The 24,165-nt window shown below is 42.4% G+C and carries 20 protein-coding genes and 1 pseudogene; 8 read left to right on the plus strand and 13 right to left on the minus strand.

All coding sequences use genetic code 11. From position 1 onward, the window contains the following. The first annotated feature begins 13 nt into the window (after nt 1–13). Entirely contained in the window at nt 14–574 is a 561-nt protein-coding gene (locus BAU14_RS03545; RefSeq protein ID WP_161898697.1) for an SLATT domain-containing protein, read from the plus strand. Nucleotides 575–870: 296 nt separating this feature from the next. Here BAU14_RS03545 and BAU14_RS03550 read toward each other — a convergent pair whose 3' ends face one another. After that, nucleotides 871–1,683, minus strand: coding sequence for a helix-turn-helix domain-containing protein (locus BAU14_RS03550; RefSeq protein ID WP_161898698.1), 813 nt, complete (start codon nt 1,681–1,683; stop codon nt 871–873). Between the two features lie 161 nt (nt 1,684–1,844). Here BAU14_RS03550 and BAU14_RS03555 point away from each other — a divergent pair, with 161 nt between their 5' ends. From BAU14_RS03555 to BAU14_RS03565, 3 genes are all read left to right on the plus strand, one after another. Next, a complete protein-coding gene (locus BAU14_RS03555) occupies nt 1,845–3,101 on the plus strand; it encodes a replication initiation factor domain-containing protein (RefSeq protein WP_161898699.1) in 1,257 nt (418 codons plus the stop codon). An 89-nt stretch (nt 3,102–3,190) separates the two neighbouring features. After that, nucleotides 3,191–3,388, plus strand: a complete 198-nt coding sequence (locus tag BAU14_RS03560; protein ID WP_067626993.1) for a DNA-binding protein — start codon at nt 3,191–3,193, stop codon at nt 3,386–3,388. Between the two features lie 105 nt (nt 3,389–3,493). After that, on the plus strand, nt 3,494–4,540 hold the full coding sequence (locus BAU14_RS03565; protein ID WP_161898700.1) for a tyrosine-type recombinase/integrase: 1,047 nt from the start codon (nt 3,494–3,496) through the stop codon (nt 4,538–4,540). Between the two features lie 538 nt (nt 4,541–5,078). On the opposite strand, the gene BAU14_RS03570 is transcribed toward BAU14_RS03565, so the two are convergent. The 5 genes from BAU14_RS03570 to BAU14_RS03590 all read right to left on the minus strand — a co-directional run bounded on the left by BAU14_RS03570 (nt 5,079) and on the right by BAU14_RS03590 (nt 7,806). After that, nucleotides 5,079–5,294 (minus strand): hypothetical protein, encoded by a 216-nt coding sequence (locus BAU14_RS03570; protein WP_161898701.1) that lies wholly within the window; start codon nt 5,292–5,294, stop codon nt 5,079–5,081. A gap of 330 nt (nt 5,295–5,624) precedes the next feature. Further along, nucleotides 5,625–5,864 (minus strand): DUF3850 domain-containing protein, encoded by a 240-nt coding sequence (locus BAU14_RS03575; RefSeq protein ID WP_161898702.1) that lies wholly within the window; start codon nt 5,862–5,864, stop codon nt 5,625–5,627. Further along, complete coding sequence (locus BAU14_RS03580) at nt 5,854–6,402, minus strand: ATP-binding protein (protein WP_161898703.1); 549 nt, start codon at nt 6,400–6,402, stop codon at nt 5,854–5,856. The genes BAU14_RS03575 and BAU14_RS03580 overlap by 11 nt, the downstream gene beginning before the upstream one ends. After that, nucleotides 6,399–6,779, minus strand: a complete 381-nt coding sequence (locus BAU14_RS03585; RefSeq protein WP_161898704.1) for an ASCH domain-containing protein — start codon at nt 6,777–6,779, stop codon at nt 6,399–6,401. Before BAU14_RS03585 ends, BAU14_RS03580 begins: the two co-directional genes overlap by 4 nt. Continuing rightward, nucleotides 6,757–7,806: a hypothetical protein gene (locus BAU14_RS03590; RefSeq protein WP_161898798.1), complete on the minus strand. Its 1,050-nt coding sequence runs from the start codon at nt 7,804–7,806 to the stop codon at nt 6,757–6,759. The genes BAU14_RS03585 and BAU14_RS03590 overlap by 23 nt, the downstream gene beginning before the upstream one ends. A 148-nt stretch (nt 7,807–7,954) precedes the next feature. Between BAU14_RS03590 and BAU14_RS03595 the strand changes: the two are divergent. Beyond that, nucleotides 7,955–8,233, plus strand: a pseudogene (locus BAU14_RS03595) (tyrosine-type recombinase/integrase); the annotation flags it as partial. Between the two features lie 176 nt (nt 8,234–8,409). Here BAU14_RS03595 and rpsI read toward each other — a convergent pair. Together rpsI and rplM are read right to left on the minus strand one after the other, a co-directional pair. Beyond that, nucleotides 8,410–8,802, minus strand: a complete 393-nt coding sequence (gene rpsI, locus BAU14_RS03600) for a 30S ribosomal protein S9 (RefSeq protein WP_161898705.1) — start codon at nt 8,800–8,802, stop codon at nt 8,410–8,412. A gap of 15 nt (nt 8,803–8,817) precedes the next feature. Then, nucleotides 8,818–9,264 (minus strand): 50S ribosomal protein L13, encoded by a 447-nt coding sequence (gene rplM, locus BAU14_RS03605; protein ID WP_337248032.1) that lies wholly within the window; start codon nt 9,262–9,264, stop codon nt 8,818–8,820. A 700-nt stretch (nt 9,265–9,964) separates the two neighbouring features. Between rplM and BAU14_RS03610 the strand changes: the two genes are divergently transcribed. Together BAU14_RS03610 and argH are read left to right on the plus strand one after the other, a co-directional pair. Then, entirely contained in the window at nt 9,965–11,179 is a 1,215-nt protein-coding gene (locus tag BAU14_RS03610) for an argininosuccinate synthase (protein WP_161898707.1), read from the plus strand. 244 nt (nt 11,180–11,423) lie between these two features. Beyond that, nucleotides 11,424–12,803 (plus strand): argininosuccinate lyase, encoded by a 1,380-nt coding sequence (gene argH, locus BAU14_RS03615; RefSeq protein ID WP_161898708.1) that lies wholly within the window; start codon nt 11,424–11,426, stop codon nt 12,801–12,803. Nucleotides 12,804–12,988: 185 nt separating this feature from the next. On the opposite strand, the gene BAU14_RS03620 is transcribed toward argH, so the two are convergent. Both BAU14_RS03620 and BAU14_RS03625 read right to left on the minus strand, forming a co-directional pair. Next, complete coding sequence (locus BAU14_RS03620; RefSeq protein WP_161898709.1) at nt 12,989–13,456, minus strand: Dps family protein; 468 nt, start codon at nt 13,454–13,456, stop codon at nt 12,989–12,991. 199 nt (nt 13,457–13,655) lie between these two features. After that, complete coding sequence (locus tag BAU14_RS03625; protein WP_161898710.1) at nt 13,656–14,375, minus strand: DUF5105 domain-containing protein; 720 nt, start codon at nt 14,373–14,375, stop codon at nt 13,656–13,658. A 146-nt stretch (nt 14,376–14,521) separates the two neighbouring features. Here BAU14_RS03625 and BAU14_RS03630 point away from each other — a divergent pair, with 146 nt between their 5' ends. Then, nucleotides 14,522–15,235 (plus strand): prepilin peptidase, encoded by a 714-nt coding sequence (locus BAU14_RS03630; protein ID WP_161898711.1) that lies wholly within the window; start codon nt 14,522–14,524, stop codon nt 15,233–15,235. A gap of 140 nt (nt 15,236–15,375) precedes the next feature. Here the strand turns inward: BAU14_RS03630 and rpoC are convergent, their stop codons facing one another. From rpoC to deoD, 3 genes are all read right to left on the minus strand, one after another. After that, nucleotides 15,376–19,026: a DNA-directed RNA polymerase subunit beta' gene (rpoC, locus tag BAU14_RS03635; RefSeq protein WP_161898712.1), complete on the minus strand. Its 3,651-nt coding sequence runs from the start codon at nt 19,024–19,026 to the stop codon at nt 15,376–15,378. Between the two features lie 219 nt (nt 19,027–19,245). Continuing rightward, nucleotides 19,246–22,875, minus strand: a complete 3,630-nt coding sequence (gene rpoB / locus BAU14_RS03640) for a DNA-directed RNA polymerase subunit beta (RefSeq protein WP_161898713.1) — start codon at nt 22,873–22,875, stop codon at nt 19,246–19,248. Nucleotides 22,876–23,439: 564 nt separating this feature from the next. Beyond that, nucleotides 23,440–24,147: a purine-nucleoside phosphorylase gene (deoD, locus tag BAU14_RS03645; RefSeq protein WP_161898714.1), complete on the minus strand. Its 708-nt coding sequence runs from the start codon at nt 24,145–24,147 to the stop codon at nt 23,440–23,442. Nucleotides 24,148–24,165: the final 18 nt, after the last annotated feature.

Below are 24,165 nucleotides of genomic sequence, written 5' to 3' on the forward strand. Positions count from 1 at the left end.
TTGGAGGGCTAATATGGATACCATACAACAAAAACACAGCTTGGAAGTCCAACTTCGAGAGGCCTATGGCCGTGTAACATATACCTATACCGCTCATCTAAAACTCATGAACAGACTTGAAAAAAAAAATAAATGTTTAAAGTCTGTACAAATTACTCTGTCTGCAATTACCACTGGCGGTTTTTTAGGTACTCTTATTTTTGATGAAAGGATATTAACTTTTATTGCTGGACTGGTATCCGCAATTTCTCTCGGCTTAAACCTCTATTTTAAGGACTTTAAACTGGCTGAGGAAGCTAAGCAACATCAAATCGCTTCTGATAAGCTTTGGCTTATTAGAGAAAAGTACATCACTTTATTAACAGATTTAGAAACTTTATCTTTAGATGAGATTTCTCTAGAAAGAAACCAATTAAGAGATGAAACCCATGTGATTTACATGGAATCACCAAAAACAGATAGTAATAGTTATTCTGAAGCTCAGAATGCTTTGAAAAATGAAGAGGAGCAATTTTTTGAAGAAGAAGAATTAGACAAAATGTTGCCTAAACATTTAAGAAAAAGTAATAAGTAAACTAGAAAAAATTTCTAAAATATACTGAATTACTTATTTAACTGAGGCTAACAGCAGTAATGATAATTTACAACTACTTTATTCTATTATTAGGCAATCACCACGAAGGGTTTCGCCCAAGGCGAACTTACCCTTCGTGGTGATTTTGCCTATTGCATAACGGCGCAGCCGCTATGCGTGAATAAAGCCCCCGGTTCTAACAGGGGGCTAACAAAGCACAGGAAACTGTGACAACTACCCATTGGGGAGTGTCCTGGCAGTATTTTCTTTGTCACGTGCTTATCAATCTTGTCACCTTATTTTGATGATGGATACGCTGCGTTTAACAGACGTTCTTTCTCGACTTCCATCACGAATGGTAGATAAAGATATTGTTGTTCTAGTAGATATTGATTGTCCTCTGTGTACTGATAAGAAGCTGTTTCTTTTGAATAGACCAACGGGGCAATTCGCACATCACCGGTTGATTGATTGATCGAGTATAGAAGGATGGCTTTTTCAAGAAGTTTCTTTGGCAAGTGCTTCCCAAAATAGGAATAGGATTCTTGATTTGCTAAATAGACGAGTAAGCGATCCACACTAAAGTTGGAGAAGGTAAAGGGCATCATGTGCAGAATATGATTTTGATTATCATGTTGTAAATAGAGCTGCGCTTCTTTACCAAAATTGGTTGAACCAAGGTAAAGCTGCTTTTTCTCATCGATACATTGAAAAGTAAACTGATCTTGTTCAGTTGGTGGAATGAGGTTTGTAATAAAAAATTCAATCATTCGATCCATTTCTTTTTCACTAACAAGACCAGCTTGGTTCAGTTCGTCTACTATCAGTCCTTCAATCTCAGGATCAAGCTTACCTGCCTTCTTTTGAAGCATTTCTAAAATGTATTGGTTTTCTTGCTCACCATACAAAAGATATTCGTTGGTGACATGGCCTATTTCTGCAATTTGGTGAAGTGTTTCGGTTTTTGGAAGGTTAATCCCACGTTCCCAGTTATTGACTGTACTTCGTGGTAAATCACCAATTAGTTTGCCAAATTTCTCCATACTCAACTTTAACTCTTGGCGAATCTGCCGAATTCGATTGCCCACTGCTTGCTTGTCTATCTCCATGAAAACTCCTCCTCAGGATGAATTCTTAAATTTAGTATACGAGCGTACTTAAAAAAAGTCAAAACATATTGACTTAAAATAAATACAAGCGTACAATTAATATGTACTTAAAATAAGTCATACGGTTCTTTGACAAGTAAATAGCAGAAGGAGGTTTTTCTATGAATCAAGTGAATCAACATGATCTCGGGGAATCGATTCGAGTTTCTCGAGAAGAAAGGGGGTGGACCCAGCGATATTTAGCAGAAAAAGTAGGGATTTCGAGATCGTTATTATCAAAGGTAGAAAAAGGAACGAGACAATTAAGTGAAGAAAAATTGAATCTTATACTGGATAGTTTGCAAGAAGCAGTTGTTCCCGTTAATCGTGTTTTGATTGATTATCTAACCATTCACTTTTTCTCGAATCAACATTTAAAGTTGATTGAAGAGATTATTGGCATGCCTATTGAACGCTTTGAGGAACTGGATTATGCGCCAAAGGGCTATATTGGCCAATACGTGTGGAATCAAGTAATCACAATTCGGTATTCCATTGACGATACGGTAAAAGGAACCGTGATGGAGTTTTCAGGTCAAGGCTGTAAACATCTTGCCATGCGTTTGAATACCGCAAAATCAAACTGGCAAGAGTTCTTCCGTAAGGTATTAGCTTATCAGGGAAACTTTACACGGATTGATTTTACTTTAGATGATTTTGTGGGGAGTCTCAGTATTCCAGAACTGAAGTGTAAGGTAACGCTAGGCCATGTGTGGACCACTTTTCAAGTGAGTGAATCCCATGGCGGGACGGATATCATAAACAATGAGTCAAATGGTGAGACCTTGTATTTAGGCTCAAAGAAGAGTCAGTGTCGCTTTTGTTTTTATCAGAAGGATTATGAACAACGCAAAAGACGAGGAATTCCTTTAGAGGAGGCAGAAGTGAAAAATCGCTTTGAACTACGGTATCGAAAAGAGAAAGCGCAAAGCTTGGCAAAGATTATTTCAAGAACCCATGATTTAACCAAACTGTTCTTTGAGTTACTTAATGGCGCAATTTGTTTTTATGACCGTGATCCAAATGAGCCAGGTGCAAAAGTCGATAAAAAATGGGCAGCCTTTATTGGCAATCATGGCGCAATCACCATTTCTTTAGAGACCACTCCTCAAAGCTTTGAAAAAAGTATGAATTGGTTAATTCACAGCGTTTCTCCCACCCTCGCATTTATTCAAGAGGTAGATAATCATTTTGATTCAAATTTGATTAACGAGATTATTAGCTGCGGGGAGCTTAGTTCACGACAGCAAAAAACATTAGAAAATTTGATTGCTGAGCCTGATTATTATCAGGAAGAAGTAGAATTTTATATCCAGTGTCTTCAAAATATGAAGGCAGAAAAAATACACAAAAAAAGCAAAGCACAGCTTACACATTAAAATGTATAAACGTACTCCGCCCTAGACAAGTTGAGTATAGCACATTTCCTTGTGTCAGCCAAAAAACATTTTTGGAAAGGAAATAACCTATGAAAAATACAATAACTACTTATGAATTGCCCTATCTACTTACTAGAGAACAAGCTTCTCAGTTTTTAGGGATTGATCCAAAATCTTTTGATAAATTCGTTCGCGCAAACGATGAATTAGAGCGTTTTATGATAGGAAGACAAGAACGATACACTGTCACTTCCCTCATTAATTTTATTAAGACGCACTCTATCTAGCTAAAATATCGTAGGATGGTTGATTAGGTGCTCTGTGCCATGTAGAATGGCGGTGTATTCAACTAGCATTTATCAACCATCTTTCAGTGAAAGGATTTGTTATAAATGCCTAGTATAATTAAACGTGGTAACTCATATAGAGCTCAGATTTCACTTTACAACCATGGTCAACATAAGAAATTGACAAAATCATTTAGCTCTAAGAAAGAAGCAACTCGTTGGGCCTTAGAAAATGAATTGGAGAAAGGAAATGGAAAACAATTAGCAGAGCGTACAACAACATTTGCTGACTTCTTTGAAAACTGGATTCATATCATAAAGAAAAATGATGTAAAAGAAACGACTTTTCAAAATTATCAAAGGACTGCTCAAGTGGTGAAGAAATTATTTGGCGATATACAGTTAAAGGATTTGAACGATATTGTAGTACAACGAAAAATAGATAAGTATGCGGAGACTCATTCTCGTAAAACCACTCATGAAGTACTATTGAAAATCAAAACGGCATTACGTGATGCTTATGCTCGTGGCTATCTTGCTACCGATTTTGCAAATTTAGTCAAAACACGAGGGAAAGTTTTGGATAAGAGAAACCGTGCACTTTCCATTACCGAATTAAAGAAACTGCGTACTTATGTCATTAATCATCGAGAAAATGAGTTTAACATTCTTGTACTCCTTGCATTAGAAACTGGTATGAGACGCGGAGAACTTTTAGGTATACGTCCCGAAGACCTCTTTGAATATGGTATCCATGTCAGACGTTCTCTTAGTCCAACTTCTGAAGATACTTCGTTAAAAACTAAAAATTCAAGACGAGATATTTCCATTAATCAAGAAGTCTACGATATTCTAAAATCTGTCCCGGTTAAGGATAATGGATATTTTTTTGATCCTGACGGCTTTCAACAATCTGCTAAGCTCGCCAGATTACTGAAAAAACTAGATATTCCAAAAACTACCTTCCACGGCCTAAGAGATACTCATGCTTCTTTTCTATTTTCACAAGATATTGATATTGCCTATGTATCAAAACGCTTAGGTCATATCAATATTCAAACAACGCAGAACTATTATCTTGAATTGATGCCAGAAAAAAAGCACCAGCAAGATGCTGATGCTTTAAACCTCTTAAATTCTTTGTCAAATTGATAATTTGAACCAACTTGAACCAAAAAACTCTTGTAAACGTTGATACAATAAAGAACTGATTAACGTTTTGAGAATTGTGAAGCTTTACGAGCTTTCTTAAGACCTGGTTTTGCTTATAAATAACATAAAACGGTTGTTTATCGTTTTATTTCAAGGTTTCTATAGATTTTTTAAAAATCTTTATATCAATCAATTTCAATCGATTTTAAGCAACTCGTACATTAAAACGCACATCAAAAAAATACGCAAACCAGAACATGGCTACTATTCATAAATAACAGATAATTATTCTAAAAACTATTAATTGCTTCAACCATGATTTTTAAGAAACAGCCCTTTTCTGGAGCCTCTTCAACACAATATAGAACTAATGATTTTCTTACATAGTTTGAATGGTCTCGTAAAAATTTGGAGTTTATCGGAAAGCCTTTCGCGTTTGCAAACAATCCAGCGAACTGAATGATTGTCCGCGTGTTCCCTTCTCGAAAAGGATGAATCAACAACGGCTTAGCAAGTTGTACCAAGAGTTACATAGGGATCAAACATTTTGTAAACCCATGTCTCGGTATTTTTCAATAACCGATTCTAAAGCATCCGCAATTTCAATGTTTCCAACAACATACTCTTCTACTAATTTCATCGTATCTTCTGAGGGTGCCGCAGCATCTAAAGTTGAGTAACTCAAAGCAATATTTTGTAGTTTTTCCCGCTCAATTTTTGTGGTATTTTTTATAGAATATTTATAATCAGACATATAGCTCAACCCCTTATCCAACATTCTAGTTACTACTATACCGCTTCCATACACGTTAGAGTCCGTTCTATCGGAAACCTAAAGCTATAATCTTCTAATACTAAATTACCAGTTTCCATCGCGAGTTGCGCCCACTCACATTCAAAACGAACTCTTTACGAAGGAGGACGACTTGGGGTACTCGCACCAGCAATGGACTAGTCTCATATCACTCTTTTTTCAGATTTAAGAAAACTAAAAGGCTGAAAAAGATTTCTCTCTTTCAGCTCTGACTATATACTTAAAGCTATACTCTTCATATTCTTTGAAAAATTTTTGGCATCAAAATAATCAGTCTTCAAGTAAACTAAATCCAAAAACTATATAACCTGTTTTTTGTTCATAATCTGTTATATAAGTAATAACACCAGAAACTTTTCTACCAGTATATTTTCTTTCTTGTGTTATCTCGAACAAATTGATAGTATCTCCTACACGATAGTTCCGATCATTAAAGCGTATTTCAAATTTCTTTAATCCTTTTTTTACGTCGTTAAAATATTTTTCATCAATTTTAAGGTCATGATTCATAATCATCACCTCTACCTATGAAATCTAATAATTTATGAAATTGATCATCACTTTCATAAACAAACAACGGCAGAGATTTATCTGATGCAAATTTTTTTGCTTCCCGTTCCTCAACATCTTGAAATGCAGTCAATTGTTCAATGTCCCACAGAATGCCATCTCTATCTAGTAATCTCTGTTGAATAATTGTTGGAATTTCCTTTTTTAAAATTATTTTTGTCATTTCAGTCTCAGAAAAGGTATCACTAGGTAATATAGTTATCTCACCTTTCTTGTTTATTAGTGCAAAATGACCATCTAGCACCAGCAAATTTTCCGGTGGAACACTTAGCTTTTTCAATTCTTTTTTCCATAAATTCTGATTTTCTGAAATTTTTTTAGTATATTTATCTCTTGAGTCAATATTTTCCCCAGCTTGCCTTATCAAATCACTAACTGAAGAATAATCAATTGGTATTATTTCCTTGATTCTTCTGAGCAATGTTGATTTTCCAACTCCATGTATACCTGATAAAAAAATATAATTCAGTTTTTTCACCCTCTTATATAACAAAATGATTGAGGCGCAGCCTTTATACTACTATCTATTTGATTCAAATCCATTGGTGTATCATAAGCAATAAATTTCTTTATCCCTATCGCAAACCCAATATCTCTACCTGAAAAATATTCATTAAAGAAATCCTTTGATATTCCGGAAAATTCACTTGTCTGCTTCCAAATGGTTGAAGGCCGATCCTGAATAATTTTCTCTATCTCAAACTCCCCAACCACTTTTCCGTATGGCTTTGTCGCATAGATTATTACTGAAGAAATATCATTACGTTTGAATATACTTTTTCTATACTCGAATTTTTTTCTGCCCTCTACTATTTCTTCCACAAATTCCGGTTTAATCGATAATAAAACTTTCATTAACCTCACCTAATTCAATAATTTTTCTAAATTGTTGTTCATTTAATGGCATAAATCCAGGATAAGCATTTCTATCTATTCCGGCATTTTCAATAAGTTTTTGGCGAATCACTCGTTTTCTTAAAGGAAAATTGTACAACATCTTAATGATATAAGGATACTGTTTATTTAAATAAAATCTTCTCAACTCCTCTTCTGTGAAAATTGAACCTCTGCCGCAGTACATAAGGTACTCATCTATATCCTTAAAGTCAGCCATATTTTTCACATCTAAAACTGTACAAACAGCTGTTGCAACAGAACTATATTCAGCAGACTGTGCTTGATTATCCTTTGTTCTATAAATTACAATAAGATCTCCTTTATTTAAATCAGAAATACCTCTCATTTTAGATAAATAAATTTTTTCTACAGTATTTGTAAAAGATAAGTCTTCTACGATATGATTTCGTTCAGTATTGAGACGAGCATCGGGAAACATTTTTGTATGGAATTTAGGATAAATACTCATCAAAACCTTTTTACAGCCGTCAATCTTTATTCTTGGATAATCCAAGTGAGGGTCATCGCTAAAATCAAGCAGTTTCACATATACTAGCTCTCCATTGTTTTTTTTCCCGTGCAATTTAAAACCAAATTTTTCAAAAAGTTTAATCAAACCTTTCTGATTTGGAAAAAATGTGACATAAACTTCAGAAAAATCCTCTTGAATCATTCTGGACAAAATGATACTAATAAATCTTTGCCCTAAAACGGTCCCATGGGAATTGATTTTGAAAGTACCAATTTTTAATCTTCTTTTTTTAATCAAAGGAGGTTGGACACTTGAGTCTCCTTCATCTTCATCCTTGAGATACAGGAATCCATCAAGAACGCCATTATTTATGAAAATATAGGCATCTTCATTATCTTTTTTCTGAAACCATTGTTCAAAGTTTGGTGCGTAAGCTTGGCGAAGAGACGTAAAAAAAGGATCATTAATATCGAGTGTTTTAAATTTAACTTTCTGAATCACATCTTTTTCCATCACTATTTTACCCTCCAAAAAAGAAAATATGTTCTCATATATTCTAACATACATGTCAATTAATCATACAATGCTTGAGCCCGGCATCAACGTAATCACATATATCGTTTTAAATTTTTATTCAATCCAACCTCTAGTACATGTGAGCGAAATAAATATTCCGGTTCATGTGGATTACTTAAATTATCGGCTAAAATCCATCCGGCGAAGACATGAGGAACTGATTCAGACAAATCCACACAAGCTACGGCATACCTTTAGTACGTTATCTCGTGAAGGTGGTGCAACAATGGCTCAAATTTCTCAAGCCCTAACTCACTCGGATATTAAAACGACAGAAATATATGTTAATACTTCAAATGTTGTCGATCTTTCCACTTATGAGAAATTCGAGAAACGCCTGGATGAAGCGCGACAAGCAAAATAAACAACAAATTAAAATAACACTCAAGCATCCTAAAAAGAACGATTATATAGTGTCTAACCTAGGTCTTAAAAACAGCCGATTCAAAATCTCGTACATTTTTTCGTACCTAAGCGTACAAAAAAAAAGACACTTTCCAAAAATTGGAAAGTGCCAGAAACGTTGATATACAAGGGATATTAACGCTTTGAAAATTGAGAAGCTTTACGAGCTTTCTTAAGACCTGGTTTCTTACGTTCGACCATACGAGCGTCACGGGTCAACAGACCAGCGCGTTTCAGAGCCAAACGGAAGTCAGGGTCTACTTCCAGCAATGCGCGGGCGATACCATGACGGATCGCGCCTGATTGTCCAGCGTAGCCACCGCCGTTTACGTTTACGAATACGTCGTAAGCGCCTTTGGTTTCGGTAACGCCAAATGGTTGGTTGATAACTTCACGCAAGTCAGCGTGTGGGATGTATTCTTCAACAGCTTTGTTGTTAACAGTGATTTTACCAGTACCCGGTACCAAACGTACGCGAGCTACTGCATTTTTACGACGGCCTGTGCCGGTATATTGTGCTTGTGCCAATGAAATTCCCTCCTATTAGATTAAGTTTGTGATGTCCAAAACTTCTGGTTTTTGAGCAGCATGTGGATGTTCAGCGCCACCGTAAACGTGCAGCTTCATGCCTTGAGCACGGCCCAAAGTGTTTTTAGGAAGCATGCCTTTTACAGAAGTTTCGATCAGACGACGAGAATTTTTAGCACGCAATTCGCCAGCAGAGATTTGTTTCAATCCGCCAGGGAAGTTTGAGTGACGGTAGTAGATCTTGTCACTTGCTTTGTTACCAGTCAATTTTACTTTGTCCGCATTGATCACGATCACAAAGTCGCCAGTATCCACATGAGGGGTGAATGTTGGTTTGTTTTTACCGCGCAATACAGATGCTACAACTGCAGACAAACGACCCATAGGGACATCTGTCGCGTCAACGACATACCATTTACGTTCTACTTCGCCAGCTTTGGCCATATATGTTGTACGCAAGATTTTTTCCTCCAATTTCGATTTCGAATGTTTACAATCACGTGAGTTTCCGGGGCTCTTTGTGGGGTAAACAATACCATTTAACATAATACCTTCTGCGCCAGTCAAAGTCAACGAAAATCTCTAAGTTTTCCCTAGCTTTCGGAAAATCTTTCACGATTTCTTTTAAATCGAACTCCACGGCTAAAAACCATCGTGAACCAATGGAAAACTTGTCAGATCAAGTTCTGTCAGTGGTGAATATTACCGCCAATTTTTGGAGTCTAAAAGCCATTTTCACAATCTCACACTGATTCTGGGCTTGGTGTTTACTACTGTCTTCTGGAACAGGTTAGCTGCAGGCGCTTTGGATTTTGGCGTTAAGGTAAGCCACGCATTTGTTTGTTCTAACCACAGGCCGTCTTCTAAAAATTTGTTTCTATTGTATAGTTTTTACTCGTTTTACTGCCCTTCCTTTTTCATTTTGCATGCCGCTGTTTCCAGCGAGAAACAATTTTCGAGTGTTCACTCTTTCTTAAGAAGTGCACGGATAATTTTACCTGATTATACAAAAAACTATGAATAACCGCTCGTCTTTGTATATTTTCTGTCTTTCTTCAACTTTTTATGTATATTTATTTATTTTTCCCTTGCAACCTGTATGAATATTTGTTACGATGGCATCAGTTAATCGACAAACGACTTAAAGCGAGGGTGTATAACTATGAAAGAGAAAGTAGTATTGGCTTATTCCGGAGGTTTGGATACTTCCGTTGCTATCAAATGGTTGGTAGATGAAGGATATGATGTCGTGGCTTGTTGCTTGGATATCGGAGAAGGCCGCGATATGCAGTTCATCAAAGACAAAGCGTTGCAGGTCGGCGCAATTGAGTCTTATGCTTTGGATTGCAAAGATGAGTTTGCCAACGAGTATGCGTTGATTGCTTTACAAGGACATACTTTCTATGAACAATCCTACCCATTGGTTTCGGCTCTTTCTCGCCCGCTGATCGCTAAAAAACTGGTGGAAGTGGCTCACGCAGCCGGCGCAACGACTGTGGCCCATGGCTGTACCGGCAAGGGCAATGACCAAGTACGCTTCGAAGTTGCGATTGCTTCTCTGGATCCGCATTTGAAAGTCATCGCTCCAGTTCGGGAGTGGAAATGGTCCCGGGAAGAAGAAATTGCCTATGCCGCTGAAAAAGGTGTGCCGATCCCGGCGAATCTGGATAACCCTTATTCTATCGACCAAAATGTCTGGGGCCGGGCCTGCGAATGTGGGATTTTGGAAGACCCTTGGGCTGCGCCGCCTAAAGAAGCGTATGCCATTACAGCGGAGTTGGAAGATACTCCGGATACCGCGGATATCGTGGAAATCACTTTTGATAAGGGTGTGCCTGTGGCTTTGAATGGCGAAGCGCTGTCCTTCTATGAGATTATTGACGAGTTGAACGTCGTCGCTGGCAAGCACGGTATCGGCCGGATCGACCATGTGGAAAACCGGTTGGTGGGGATTAAATCCCGGGAAGTCTACGAATGTCCAGGAGCCATTACTTTGATGAAAGCTCACAAAGAGTTGGAAGATCTGACTTTCGTGACTGAGTTGGCTCACTTCAAGCCAACGATTGAAAATCAGTTGAGCGATGTCATCTACAATGCCTTGTGGTTCAATCCATTGACAGATGCCCTGATTGCTTTTTTGAAAGAGACCCAAAAATACGTGAACGGCGTTGTTCGGGTAAAACTTTTCAAAGGTAACGCCATTGTAGAAGGACGGAAATCAGAAAACAGCCTCTACAATGAAAACTTGGCCACCTATACTTCTGCGGATACCTTTGACCAACATGCGGCAGTCGGCTTTATCAAGCTTTTCGGTCTGCCAACTAAGGTTCATGCCGAAGTCCAAAGCAAGGTCAACGAAAAGAACCTCGTCAAATAAATAGGGATTTTTCCTGATGCTGCGTACAGTGAGCCGCAGGTGAGGATTAAATAATCACATTTCCTGATGACGCGTACAGCGAGCCGTGCTTGGGGAGATCATAAGAAAAGGCATAAGCGGGTCTTGCTTGCTTATGCCTTTTCTGTCTATTAGTACTGGATTTGGTATACTTGAAGTAATACGACAAGCGGGAGCTGTTCTCAAATTGCAGCCCGTGACAATTCTATTTAGAGGTGAAGCGATTATGGCAAAATTATGGGGCGGCCGTTTTGACGGCAAAAATGAAGCGTGGATTGATGCATTTGGAGCCTCTATCCCCTTCGATCAAAAGATGGCACAACAGGACATTTTCGGCAGTCTAGCCCATGTAAAAATGCTGGCTCACACCGGAATCATTCCACAAGCTGATGCCGATCAGATCATCGCCGGACTGGAGGCAATCAAAGCCAAACTAGATGCCGGTGAACTGACTTTTACCATTGAAAACGAAGATATCCACATGAATATCGAGACGTATTTGCACGAAGAAATCGGAGCTGTCGCCGGCAAGCTGCACACGGCCCGCAGCCGCAACGATCAAGTAGCAACAGATATGCATCTGTATTTGAAGGATACCTTGCATCAGGTAATCGACAAAATCCAGACTTTCCGCAGTGTACTGGTGGCAAAAGCCGAAGAAAATATCCATACCGTGATGCCAGGTTATACCCATCTGCAACACGCACAACCCATCAGCTTCGGGCAACATTTGCTGGCTTATTACAGCATGCTGACCAGAGATCAAGAACGCTTCACAGAAAGTCTCAAACGCACTGACCTTTCACCGCTGGGGGCAGCTGCTTTAGCCGGAACTACTTTTCCCATTGATCGAGAGTTTTCCGCACAGGAATTAGGCTTTGCCGGCGTTTATGCCAACAGCATGGACGCAGTCAGTGATCGGGATTTTATTTTGGAATTTCTCAGCAACGGATCGATCTTGATGATGCATCTTTCACGCTTTTGTGAAGAGCTGATTCTCTGGTGCAGCCATGAGTTTCAATTCGTTACGCTCACCGATACCTTCTCTACCGGCAGTTCAATCATGCCTCAAAAGAAAAACCCTGACATGGCCGAACTGATTCGCGGAAAAACCGGGCGTGTCTATGGAAATCTCTTCGGCCTTTTGACGGTGATGAAAGGCCTGCCGCTAGCTTATAACAAGGATTTCCAAGAAGATAAAGAAGGCATGTTTGACACTGCCGAAACCCTGCTCACCAGCCTAGAAATCATGGCGGGGATGATCCATACCATGACAGTACACAAAGAACACATGCTGGAGTCCACTGAAAAAGACTTCTCCAATGCGACTGAGCTGGCTGATTATCTGGCGAGTAAAGGTATCCCTTTCCGAGAAGCCCATGAAATCGTCGGCAAGCTGGTGATTGACGGCATCCACAAAGGGCGCTACCTCCAAGATATTCCCCTGGACGAATACCAAGCCATCACGCCAGTTATCGAAGCCGATGTCTACGAGAAACTGGATTCTTTCAACGCTGTCAAAAACCGCCATTCTCTCGGTGGTACTGGATTTGATCAGGTGGCACACCAGATTCAGCTCGCTAAAGCACAGCTGGCAGCAGAATAATGAGCTAGCTGACTTTACCGGCACTTGTTAACCAGCAATTCGAGTGCTGCTCCTTTTGTCGACATCAGCAGTACCTCATCATTACCTGGAAAAAAGCTCAAGGTAGTACAGCTCTTTATTTTACGGCAAACGAAAATACCCGCAGAACCGCTGCTAAAAGCGGTTCTACGGGTATTTGTTTTTGCTTATTTGTCGATTTCTGGTGCTTTACCAAGGTGTGCTTGGACCATCCAGATACGTTTTTCAGTTGCTGTTTTGAATTCGATGAACATGTCTTGTGTTGGATCATCGCCTTCTTCGCCACTTACTTCGATCCCTTTTTGATACAAGTCAGCCAAGTAACGGTAGCCTTCTACCAAAGTTGCCAAGCGTTCTTCCATTGAGCGATCCCAGCTGCCGATTTCGTCTTTGATCTTAGTATTTTCAGCCATTTCTTTCAACGTTGAAAATGGTGAACCATCCAATGTGATCAAGCGTTCGGATACTTCGTCTAATTGGTCGTTGATATCATCCATATAGGTGTCCATCAATGGATGCAGAGTCAAGAAACCAGGGCCACGCATATACCAGTGGGTTTGGTGGATGACCATTGCCATTTGGCTCAAGTCGGCTACTAATTGGTTCAGTACTTCTTTGGTCTTTTCGTATTTCATTTCAAGTCCTCCTACATCGGTTTTTTGTCGGTAAGCTGTGGGTCTTGCCCCACCTCACCGGCTTCCATTACCTATGTTAGTATGAATGTGATAAAAAGTACAATAATCTGCACCACACTGACAATTTGTAAGAGAAAGGCGTTCTCCTGCAATAAAAATAACGGATCACAAGAGTTTCCCACTTGTGATCCACCACCGCTTACTTCTGCAATTGTTTTTCCAGCTCTTTGGTCAGCTCTGCTTGTGCCGCCTGCCAATTTGTCGATAAGGTGTCCGCATCCTTGACTCCTGCCACAAAAGCCAAGTAAAGCCCCTCTAATTGGGCCTGCTGTCCGCCGACAATGACCCACTGGCCTTTTTCCGGCTTCATCTCCAACATGACATTTACCGCTTCTGCTTTGACCGGCGGAGCTTCCAGTACATGCTTTAACTGTTTGACAGTTTCTGTTTGCAACTTGGCTTCATCTTTGGCCAACGCGGTGTTTTTCAGCATTTCAGCCGTCACTAATTGCGTCGTTTGCTTCATCACGGTCACCAAATCCAAGCCGTGGACTTGATAGGTCACGTTACGGATACTATCGCCGTCTTCTGCCTCACCGACTTTGATCTGATAATCCGTGGCGCTTTTTACCTTATCCATTAACAAAGCGGTAATCTCATTAGCCGTCTCTTCACTGACATCCCCATCTGCCGCCACTAGACCGGTAGCAAACGTGTCACGAAAAGCTGTCGTATTTTTTTCAAAGCCTTTTTTTAGATCTGCTCCATTTTGGAAATTGTCTTCAAAATCAGTATCTTCTTTTTGATAGACGAGCTGCTCTACAAATAAGTCGGCAGCCTCCTCCACTGGAATAGCTTTCGGGGCACAGCCCGCCAACAGCAAAAGACCGAATATGATCGGTAAAATCATTTTTTTCATCTTGTTCTCCTTTAACTTCACACACTAGCAGCATCTTTTGGCAAAAGAGGCATTGCCTTTTCCTTGTTCCATTATCAGAAAAAATCCGGCAATTGTCTACTTTTGCAATCAAATTGCGTAATTTTTTAAGAAAGGGGTGATGAGATATGACCATAAACGTACTTTTGTTCCTATTGGGGACCTGCCTGGGTTCCTTTTTTTGCGTAGTCGCTCAGCGTTGGCCACAAGACAAATCAATCCTGACACCGGCTTCTCACTGTACCAGCTGCGGAGAATTTTTGAAATGGCGGGATCTGATTCCATTGGTTTCGGCTTTGCGACTGCGCTTTCGCTGTCGTTATTGTCACAAGCATTTTTCTTACAGCAGTTTTGCTGCAGAATTTTTGTGCGGCACCTTGTTCCTGTTGTCTTTTCCACTGACTTTCACAGGGGCAGCGTCGCTAAACTTTTTTTGGCTGACAGCCGCGTTTTTGTTGGCATTGGCGGATTGTTTCTATCTGATTTTAGAGCCGAAAATTTTTTATCCCAGCCTGGTGATTCTTTGGGGCGGGAAGCTGGGGCTGGGCCAGTTGTTTCACTGGGAGACACTGCTGTATTGTAGTGGGATTTTACTGTTTCTGACGCTTTTTCTCAGAGGACGCTTTGGTGCCGGAGACGTTTTATTGCTGCTTTCTTGGAGTCCTTGGCTAGAGCTGCGGCAATTTTGCCTACTACTAATCCTTGCTAGTGGCACTGGCTTAGTTGCATACGGCTTTTTTCAACTGTCAGCAGTCACTACACAGCCACTAGCAAAAAAAGAACTGCCCTTCATCCCCTTTTTAGCAGTTGGCTTGTGGCTCGTTTTACAGTTCAACTGGTGAGCCCATCCTAACCCCGGCTTCCCTGAACCACCAACTTCTGATGACAGCTAGTTGCTGTGAATGCCGTCTTACTTCCATTCAAAAAAAGGCCTGTCTTCCAACAAGTGTCGGAAAACAGGCCTTTTTAGTTGTTCTCAAAATCAGTTTTGTTCGTTCAATGCATCTTCTGCCGCCATTTGGGCTTCGATGTCGGAAATGCTGTAAACATTTTCGCTGGCTACAGTCACTTCTTTTGGCTCCATGTTGCGGTAATGAGCCATACCGGTACCAGCAGGAATAATCTTCCCGATGATAACATTTTCCTTCAGACCCAACAGTGGATCTTTCTTGCCGCGGATTGCTGCATCGGTCAAGACACGAGTTGTTTCCTGGAAGGAAGCAGCTGACAAGAAGGAATTGGTTTCCAATGAGGCTTTAGTGATCCCCAAAAGAACCGGACGAGACGTTGCAGGTACACCGCCGGAAACCAGCGTAGTGTAGTTACGGTCTTTAAAGTCTGCGATATCCATCAATGTTCCTGGCAGAATATCAGAATCCCCTGGATCCATGACGCGGACTTTACGCAGCATTTGACGAACCATTACTTCGATATGCTTGTCACCGATTTCTACCCCTTGCATCCGGTAGACCCGTTGAACTTCTCGCAGCAAGTAGTTTTCAACGGACAAGACGTCGCGAACTTGCAGCAGTTGTTTCGGATCGATTGAACCTTCTGTCAATGGCGCACCCCGGTGAATATAGTCCCCTTCTGCCACTTTCATGCGGGCAGTAAATGGTACGGTATACGTCCGGGTATCGGTGGTTCCTTTGATAGTTACTTCTTTAGAACGAGTTGCAGCATCTTCGGAGATATCGATGACTTCACCGGTAACTTCTGTAATGACTGCTTGCCCTTTCGGATTACGAGCTTCGAAAATTTCTTGGACACGAGGCAAACCTTGAGTGATATCATCACCGGCAACCCCCCCGGTATGGAAGGTACGCATGGTCAACTGAGTCCCTGGTTCACCGATAGATTGGGCAGCGATTGTACCGACTGCTTCACCAACTTCAACTTCTGAACCAGTTGCCAAGTTACGGCCATAACAATGTTTACATACACCGTGTTTGGTATTACATGTGAAGACGGAACGAATTGAAACAGTTTCAATTCCAGCGTCCACGATTTGTTTTGCCAAGTCTTCGGTAATCAATTGATCTTTACCCATGATTGCTTCGCCAGATTGCGGATTGATCACAGATTTGTGTGTGTAACGACCCACCAAACGTTCTTCCAACGATTCGATGATTTCGTTTCCTTCACGAATAGCTGCGATTTCCAAACCACGATCCGTACCACAATCTTCTTCACGGATGATGACATCTTGGGCCACGTCTACCAGACGACGAGTCAGATAACCTGAATCGGCAGTCTTCAAGGCGGTATCGGTCATCCCTTTACGAGCCCCGTGAGTAGAGATAAACATTTCCAAGACAGTCAAACCTTCACGGAAGTTAGAGATGATTGGCAATTCCATGATTCGGCCATTTGGCGCGGCCATCAACCCACGCATCCCTGCCAACTGAGTAAAGTTGGAGATGTTACCACGGGCTCCGGAATCGGACATCATGAAGATTGGGTTTTTAGCATCTAAGGATTCCATCAGTTTTTGTTGGATTTCGTCTTTGGCAGCGTTCCAGACACCGATAACTCGTTCGTACCGTTCGTCGTCAGTAATCAACCCGCGACGGAACTGTTTAGTAATGTTGGCCACTTGCCCATGGGCTGTATCGATAATGTCATGTTTTTCAGCCAAAACCATGATATCGGCGATCCCCACAGTGATACCCGCCATTGTTGAATGGCTGTAACCCAAGTCTTTCATACGGTCCAACATGTGAGAAGTTTCAGTGACTTTGAAACGTTTGAAGACTTCAGAAATAATATTTCCGAGATTTTTCTTCTTGAATGGTCCAACTAATTCCTGTTCTTTGATAAAGGCAGGAATATCTGTTCCGGCTTCCACAAAGTATTTGTCAGGTGTTTGAACAGTCAAGTTAAAGTCAGTCGGTTCGTTCAAGTAAGGGAACTCAGATGGCATGATGGAGTTGAAGATCACCTTACCTACTGTGGTTACCATCAATTTAGAACGTTGTTCGTCAGTGAATGGTTTGTCACCTAATTTCTTAGGATCGACAGCGATTCGTGAATGCAGATGGACATAGCCATTGCGCCATGCGGTTACTGCTTCGTCCATGTCACGGAAAAGCATGCCTTCCCCTTCACGACCATCTTCTTCCATCGTCAGGTAATAGTTACCCAAGACCATATCTTGAGATGGTGTAACGACTGGTTTGCCGTCTTTCGGGTTCAAGATGTTTTGAGCAGCCAGCATCAGCATCCGTGCTTCCGCTTGTGCTTCTTCATTCAATGGTACGTGAACCGCCATTTGGTCACCGTCAAAGTCGGCGTTGTAGGCTTCACAAACCAATGGGTGCAAACGGATTGCCCGGCCTTCTACCAAAACAGGTTCGAAAGCTTGGATACCCAGGCGGTGCAAAGTCGGTGCCCGGTTCAACAGAACAGGGTGTTCTTTGATGACATCTTCCAAAACATCCCAAACTTCATCTTCCATACGTTCGATTTTGCGTTTGGCATTTTTGATATTTGATGCAATCTCGCGTTGAACCAATTCTTTCATTACGAAAGGTTTGAACAATTCAATGGCCATTTCTTTTGGCAGACCACATTGGTACATTTTCAAGAAAGGACCAACGACGATAACGGAACGACCGGAATAGTCAACACGTTTACCCAGCAAGTTTTGACGGAAACGACCTTGTTTCCCTTTCAACATGTGAGACAAAGATTTCAACGGACGGTTACCAGGACCAGTTACCGGACGGCCACGACGACCATTGTCAATCAACGCATCTACGGCTTCTTGCAGCATCCGTTTTTCGTTTTGGACGATAATGTTTGGTGCGTTCAAGTCCAACAAGCGTTTCAACCGGTTGTTACGGTTGATGACACGACGGTAAAGGTCGTTCAAGTCAGATGTCGCAAAACGCCCACCTTCCAATTGGACCATTGGCCGCAAGTCTGGAGGAATGACAGGAATAACATCCATGACCATCCAGCCAGGTTTATTGCCAGATTTACGGAAAGCTTCCAAAATATCCAAACGACGAATCGCGCGGGTCCGTTTTTGGCCGGAAGCAGTTTTCAATTCTTCTTTCAGTTCAGCAACTTCTGCATCCAAGTCGACAGAATCCAACAATTGCTTGATGGCTTCGGCACCCATGGCTGCATTGAAGCCTTGACCGTACTGTTCACGTTTTTCACGGTATTCCCGTTCTGTAAGCAATTGTTTTTTCTCCAAGCTCGTATCGCCTGGTTCAATGACCACGTAAGAAGCAAAGTAGATCACTTCTTCCAAGGCCCGTGGGCTCATATCCAAAACCAGACCCATCCGAGATGGGATACCTTTGAAGTACCAGATATGAGAAACCGGTGCTGCCAATTCGATATGGCCCATCCGTTCACGACGAACTTTGGCACGGGTTACTTCTACACCGCAGCGGTCGCAGACGATGCCTTTGTAACGGATCCGTTTGTACTTCCCACAAGCACATTCCCAGTCTTTGGTAGGGCCGAAAATACGCTCGTCAAACAAACCTTCCCGTTCAGGTTTCAACGTACGATAGTTGATGGTCTCGGGTTTTTTGACTTCCCCGTATGACCAGCTTCTGATTTTTTCGGGAGAAGCCAGACCTATTTGCATACTTTCGAATTTATTTACATCGATCAAAAGGGGTTCCCTCCATTTCATTTCATGGCCGCAAGACCCGTATCTACAAACAGTGCCCCTTTGCCGCTATTTTCCTAAGAAAACAACGGCCCGTCACTGTGTAAAGAGAGCGGATCAATGATGAGACGCGGAAAGCTTCCGGTACTGTCGCATCTTTCCTATCTGAAAAAGACGAGCAGTACCATGTTTTTCCGAGCGGTGTCTCTTTAGCGCACGTTATCAGTCTTCGATGTCTTGACGATCTTCGACTGTTTCGATCTGATCGTTCAGCTCATTTTCATCTTCTTTGACTTGTTGTGCGGCTTGTTCTTCCAGCTCTTTAGCGGACTGGCGTTGCTGTGCGAATTTTTCCAACGCATCGACAGTGATCAAATCATCGTCATCGTCGTCCATATCCCGCAGCTCGATCTCTTCGTTGTCGATATCCAAGACCCGCATATCCAAACCAAGAGATTGCAATTCTTTCACTAATACGCGGAAGGATTCCGGAACACCTGGTTTAGGAATTGGTTCGCCCTTCACGATAGCTTCGTAGGTCTTCACACGTCCAACAACGTCATCTGACTTGTAAGTCAGGATTTCTTGCAGGGTATAAGCCGCACCGTAAGCTTCCAGTGCCCAAACTTCCATTTCCCCGAAACGTTGTCCACCAAATTGTGCTTTACCACCCAACGGTTGTTGTGTAACCAGTGAGTATGGTCCAATGGAACGCGCATGGAGTTTGTCATCAACCATGTGGGCCAGTTTGATCATATACATGACACCGACAGAGATCCGGCCGTCAAATGGTTCCCCGGTCCGACCATCGTACAAGACAGTCTTCGCGTCAGCCGCCATCCCGGCTTCTTTCACTGTTGCCCAGACATCCTCATCGTTGGCACCGTCAAATACTGGTGTTGCCACGTGGATGCCCAGCTGACGAGCGGCCATCCCCAAGTGCAATTCCAATACTTGCCCGATATTCATACGAGAAGGTACCCCTAATGGATTCAGCATGATATCCACTGGTGTGCCGTCTGGCAAGAAAGGCATATCTTCTTCCGGCATAATCCGAGAAACAACACCCTTGTTCCCGTGACGTCCGGCCATTTTATCCCCTTCATGAATCTTACGTTTTTGCACGATATAGACCCGCACCAGCATATTGACACCAGGTGACAATTCATCGCCGGCTTCACGGGTAAAGATCTTCACGTCGTGGACAATCCCGCCACCGCCGTGAGGCACACGCAGAGAAGTGTCGCGAACTTCGCGGGCTTTTTCACCGAAGATTGCATGGAGCAAACGTTCTTCAGCAGACAGTTCAGTTACCCCTTTTGGAGTGACTTTCCCTACCAGCAAGTCACCGTCTTTGACTTCGGCACCAATGCGGATGATCCCCATTTCGTCCAAGTCTTTCAACGCATCTTCCCCGACGTTCGGGATTTCGCGAGTGATTTCTTCAGGCCCCAATTTAGTATCGCGGGCTTCTGATTCATATTCTTCAATGTGGACAGAAGTGTACACATCATCTTTGACCAAACGACGGCTCATGATGATGGCATCTTCATAGTTGTAGCCTTCCCAAGTCATAAAGGCAACCAGCACGTTTTGACCCAATGCCAATTCCCCTTGTTCCATGGAAGGACCGTCTGCCAACGTATCGCCTTTATCAACTTTTTCACCCAACGTCACGATTGGACGTTGGTTGTAAGAAGTCCCGGAGTTGGAACGACGGAATTTAGTAACAGAGTAGACATCCAACGCACCATCTTCACGACGAATGCGAACTTCAGATGCATCCACGTATTCAACCACACCTGGGTTCTTACACAACAGGGCAGCACCTGAGTCATGGGCGGATTTGTATTCCATACCGGTACCAACCCAAGGTGATTTAGGGTTAATCAAAGGCACCGCTTGCCGCTGCATGTTGGCACCCATCAAGGCCCGGTTACTATCATCGTTTTCCAAGAAAGGAATACATGCAGTCGCTACTGCCACTACCTGTTTAGGAGAAACATCCATGTAATCGACTTTATCGATGGATACTTCGATATTCTCAGAAGTTGCACGCGCCATTACGACCTCTTCAGCAAAACTGCCGTCATCGTTTAATGGGCTGTTTGCTTGGGCGACAACGTAATGGTCTTCGATGTCAGCAGTCAAGTAGTCAATAATATCAGTAACCCGACCATTGGCACGATCGACACGGCGATAAGGTGTTTCGATAAACCCGTATTTGTTGACCTTCGCATAAGACGCCAGCGAGTTGATCAGCCCGATATTCGGACCTTCAGGGGTTTCGATTGGACACATACGGCCATAGTGAGAATAGTGAACGTCGCGGACTTCATAACCGGCACGGTCACGAGTCAAACCGCCAGGCCCTAAGGCAGACAGACGACGTTTATGCGTCAATTCACCCAGTGGATTGGTTTGATCCATGAACTGGGACAACTGGGAAGAACCAAAGAATTCTTTGATACTTGCCACTACCGGACGGATATTGATCAATTGTTGCGGTGTCAATGTTTCGGTGTCTTGAATTGACATCCGTTCACGAACTACCCGTTCCATACGAGCCAAGCCGATACGGAATTGGTTTTGCAACAATTCACCTACGGAACGGATCCGGCGGTTACCCAAGTGATCGATATCATCCACATTGCCGATGCCTTCCATCAAGTTCAGGAAGTAGCTCATAGAGGCGATAATATCTGCAGGGCGAACAGTTTTCACGGAAGCATCCGGATAGCCGTTGCCGATCACATTGATTTCCCGTTCAGGATCTTTTGGTGAGAAGACTTTGATGACTTGAACAGTCATTGGTTCTGTCACTACACCATCTTCTGAAGGGTAGTAAGTTACTGCGTTCAAGCCGGCTTCCAAGAATGGTGCCAACTTGTCCATTTCAGCGTGACCCAAAACAGTGCCTTTTTCAACAAGGATCTCACCAGTTTCCGGATCCACCAGCGTTTCCGCCAATGTCAAATTCAACAGACGAGTCTTCAGATCAAGCTTTTTGTTAACTTTGTAACGACCAACATTTGCCAAGTCGTAACGTTTTGGATCGAAGAAGCGCGCGTTCAACAAGTTACGAGAGCTGTCGGCGGTTTTAGGTTCCCCTGGACGCAGCCGTTCGTAGACATCTTTCAAGCCTTCTTCTGTGCGGGAATCACTAGCATTTTTATGCAGATCTTTTTCGACCGTATTGCGCAATGATTCGCTTTCGCCGAAAATTTCAAAAATCGTGTCATCGGAACCAAAGCCCAATGCCCGTACCAAAACAGTCAAAGGAATCTTACGGGTACGGTCAATCCGCACGTAAGAAATATCTTTGGCGTCGGTTTCCATTTCCAACCATGCTCCCCGGTTAGGGATAACAGTTGAACCAAAACCTTCTTTACCGTTTTTGTCGACTTTGCCATGGAAGTACACCCCAGGAGAACGTACCAACTGGGATACGATAACCCGTTCAGCCCCGTTGATGATGAATGTCCCTTGCTCAGTCATCAGTGGGAAATCGCCGAAGAAGACTTCCTGTGCTTTGATTTCGCCGGTTTCCCGGTTAGTCAAACGCAATGTAACGTGCAATGGTGCCGAGTAGTTGGCATCGTGAGCCCGTGCTTCTTCTACCGTATACTTCGGTTCCTTCAGTTCATAATCCACAAATTCCAGAGACAGGTTGCCGTTGAAGTCGTCGATCGGCAAAATGTCTTCAAACATTTCCCGCAAGCCCTCGTCTAAGAACCATTGGTAAGAGTCCGTTTGAATCTCGATCAGATTCGGTAATTCCAATACTTCACTGATACGTGCGAAACTTCTGCGTTCGCGGTGTTTCCCGTATTTTACTACGTGTCCAGCCAAGCTCTTCACCCCTCAAAATTTCTTTCAAAAAGGCTATCGGATTTCGTTACAGTTTTTTTACAAATATTAATTTACTGTAACAAAAAGCATTTTTTGCGGCTTTTGGGCACAAAAAAACACAAAAGCAGAAAGCGAAATTTTCGTCTTGCAACTTTTGTTTTCCTGTGCTGGAGCCGGAACGGACAATAGATCGTTCCTGCTTCCTTGTGTCAATCAGATAGTTTTTGCATCTCCCTATTATATAGAGAGAAACTGTTTCTGTCAATGCTTTCTACAATGTAACTTTCATGAAAAACGCATCAGTTAAGGATTTCTTTAGGTTTTCCACTGAAAGCCCACCTGCGGATAGGTCAGCTGCAAGCTGCCTCCTTTTTTCCTGTAGGGAGACTCATTTTTAAATAGTAAATAAGGAAAGCCTGTGTTTGAAATTTTTGACACTAAAAAGCCAAGGCCCTTCCACTGTTTTTAATGGAAATGCCTTGGCTTTTCGGAGCTCACCTGTAGTATCCCTCGCTTCGAAGGACAGTGACCGGAAGATTGACGATTGTCGCAGCCCCTTGCTTTTTATTCGGCGATTGCCGTCTCCAGTCCGACTTCAATCATCTCGTTAAATGTTGTTTGCCGTTCTTCTGCCGTGGTTTCTTCGCCGGTGATGATGTGATCACTCACCGTACAAATCGCCAACGCCTGCACATGGTATTTGGCAGCAATGTAATACATCGCAGCAGCTTCCATTTCTACTCCCAGCACGCCTAGATCAGCCAACTTCAACGTCTCTGTCATATCATCTTTGTAAAAACTGTCTTCTGATAAAAGGTTGCCCACATGGGTCGTGAAGCCTTTTGCTTTGGCAATTTCATAGGCCTTCAACAACAGATCAAAATCAGCGATAGGCGGATAGTTGAAGGTTTGGAAATTCTTTTGCACGATGGAGGAACTGGTTGCCGCTGCTTGACCAATCACCAAATCTCGCACATGAACATCTTCTGAGATGGCGCCGCAAGTTCCCACACGAATCAGCTTTTTCACGCCGTAAGAGTTAATCAGCTCATGGACATAGATACTGGCAGAGGGCATCCCCATCCCAGTTCCTTGTACTGAAACTCGTTCCCCTTTGTAGATACCCGTGTAGCCCAGCATGCCGCGGACTTCATTGTAACAAATGGGGTCTTCCAGGAAGGTTTCCGCAATGTATTTTGCTCGCAATGGATCACCTGGGAGTAAGATTTTATCTGCAATTTCGCCTTCTTTGGCGCCGATGTGTACGCTCATTGTCATGACCTCTTTTCT

Source organism: Candidatus Enterococcus leclercqii, assembly GCF_009933135.1.
GTDB lineage: Bacteria > Bacillota > Bacilli > Lactobacillales > Enterococcaceae > Enterococcus_C > Enterococcus_C leclercqii.

Bases quoted from the DNA above. Each gene is read 5' to 3' on its own strand.
- BAU14_RS03550 (WP_161898698.1), bottom strand. From the start codon at position 1,683: ATGGAGATAGACAAGCAAGCAGTGGGCAATCGAATTCGGCAGATTCGC.
- BAU14_RS03565 (WP_161898700.1), top strand. From the start codon at position 3,494: ATGCCTAGTATAATTAAACGTGGTAACTCATATAGAGCTCAGATTTCA.
- BAU14_RS03630 (WP_161898711.1), top strand. From the start codon at position 14,522: ATGACCATAAACGTACTTTTGTTCCTATTGGGGACCTGCCTGGGTTCC.
- BAU14_RS03625 (WP_161898710.1), bottom strand. From the start codon at position 14,375: ATGAAAAAAATGATTTTACCGATCATATTCGGTCTTTTGCTGTTGGCG.
- BAU14_RS03575 (WP_161898702.1), bottom strand. From the start codon at position 5,864: ATGAATCATGACCTTAAAATTGATGAAAAATATTTTAACGACGTAAAA.
- BAU14_RS03585 (WP_161898704.1), bottom strand. From the start codon at position 6,779: ATGAAAGTTTTATTATCGATTAAACCGGAATTTGTGGAAGAAATAGTA.
- argH (WP_161898708.1), top strand. From the start codon at position 11,424: ATGGCAAAATTATGGGGCGGCCGTTTTGACGGCAAAAATGAAGCGTGG.
- deoD (WP_161898714.1), bottom strand. From the start codon at position 24,147: ATGAGCGTACACATCGGCGCCAAAGAAGGCGAAATTGCAGATAAAATC.
- BAU14_RS03545 (WP_161898697.1), top strand. From the start codon at position 14: ATGGATACCATACAACAAAAACACAGCTTGGAAGTCCAACTTCGAGAG.
- BAU14_RS03620 (WP_161898709.1), bottom strand. From the start codon at position 13,456: ATGAAATACGAAAAGACCAAAGAAGTACTGAACCAATTAGTAGCCGAC.
- BAU14_RS03610 (WP_161898707.1), top strand. From the start codon at position 9,965: ATGAAAGAGAAAGTAGTATTGGCTTATTCCGGAGGTTTGGATACTTCC.
- BAU14_RS03560 (WP_067626993.1), top strand. From the start codon at position 3,191: ATGAAAAATACAATAACTACTTATGAATTGCCCTATCTACTTACTAGA.
- BAU14_RS03570 (WP_161898701.1), bottom strand. From the start codon at position 5,294: ATGTCTGATTATAAATATTCTATAAAAAATACCACAAAAATTGAGCGG.
- BAU14_RS03590 (WP_161898798.1), bottom strand. From the start codon at position 7,806: ATGGAAAAAGATGTGATTCAGAAAGTTAAATTTAAAACACTCGATATT.
- BAU14_RS03555 (WP_161898699.1), top strand. From the start codon at position 1,845: ATGAATCAAGTGAATCAACATGATCTCGGGGAATCGATTCGAGTTTCT.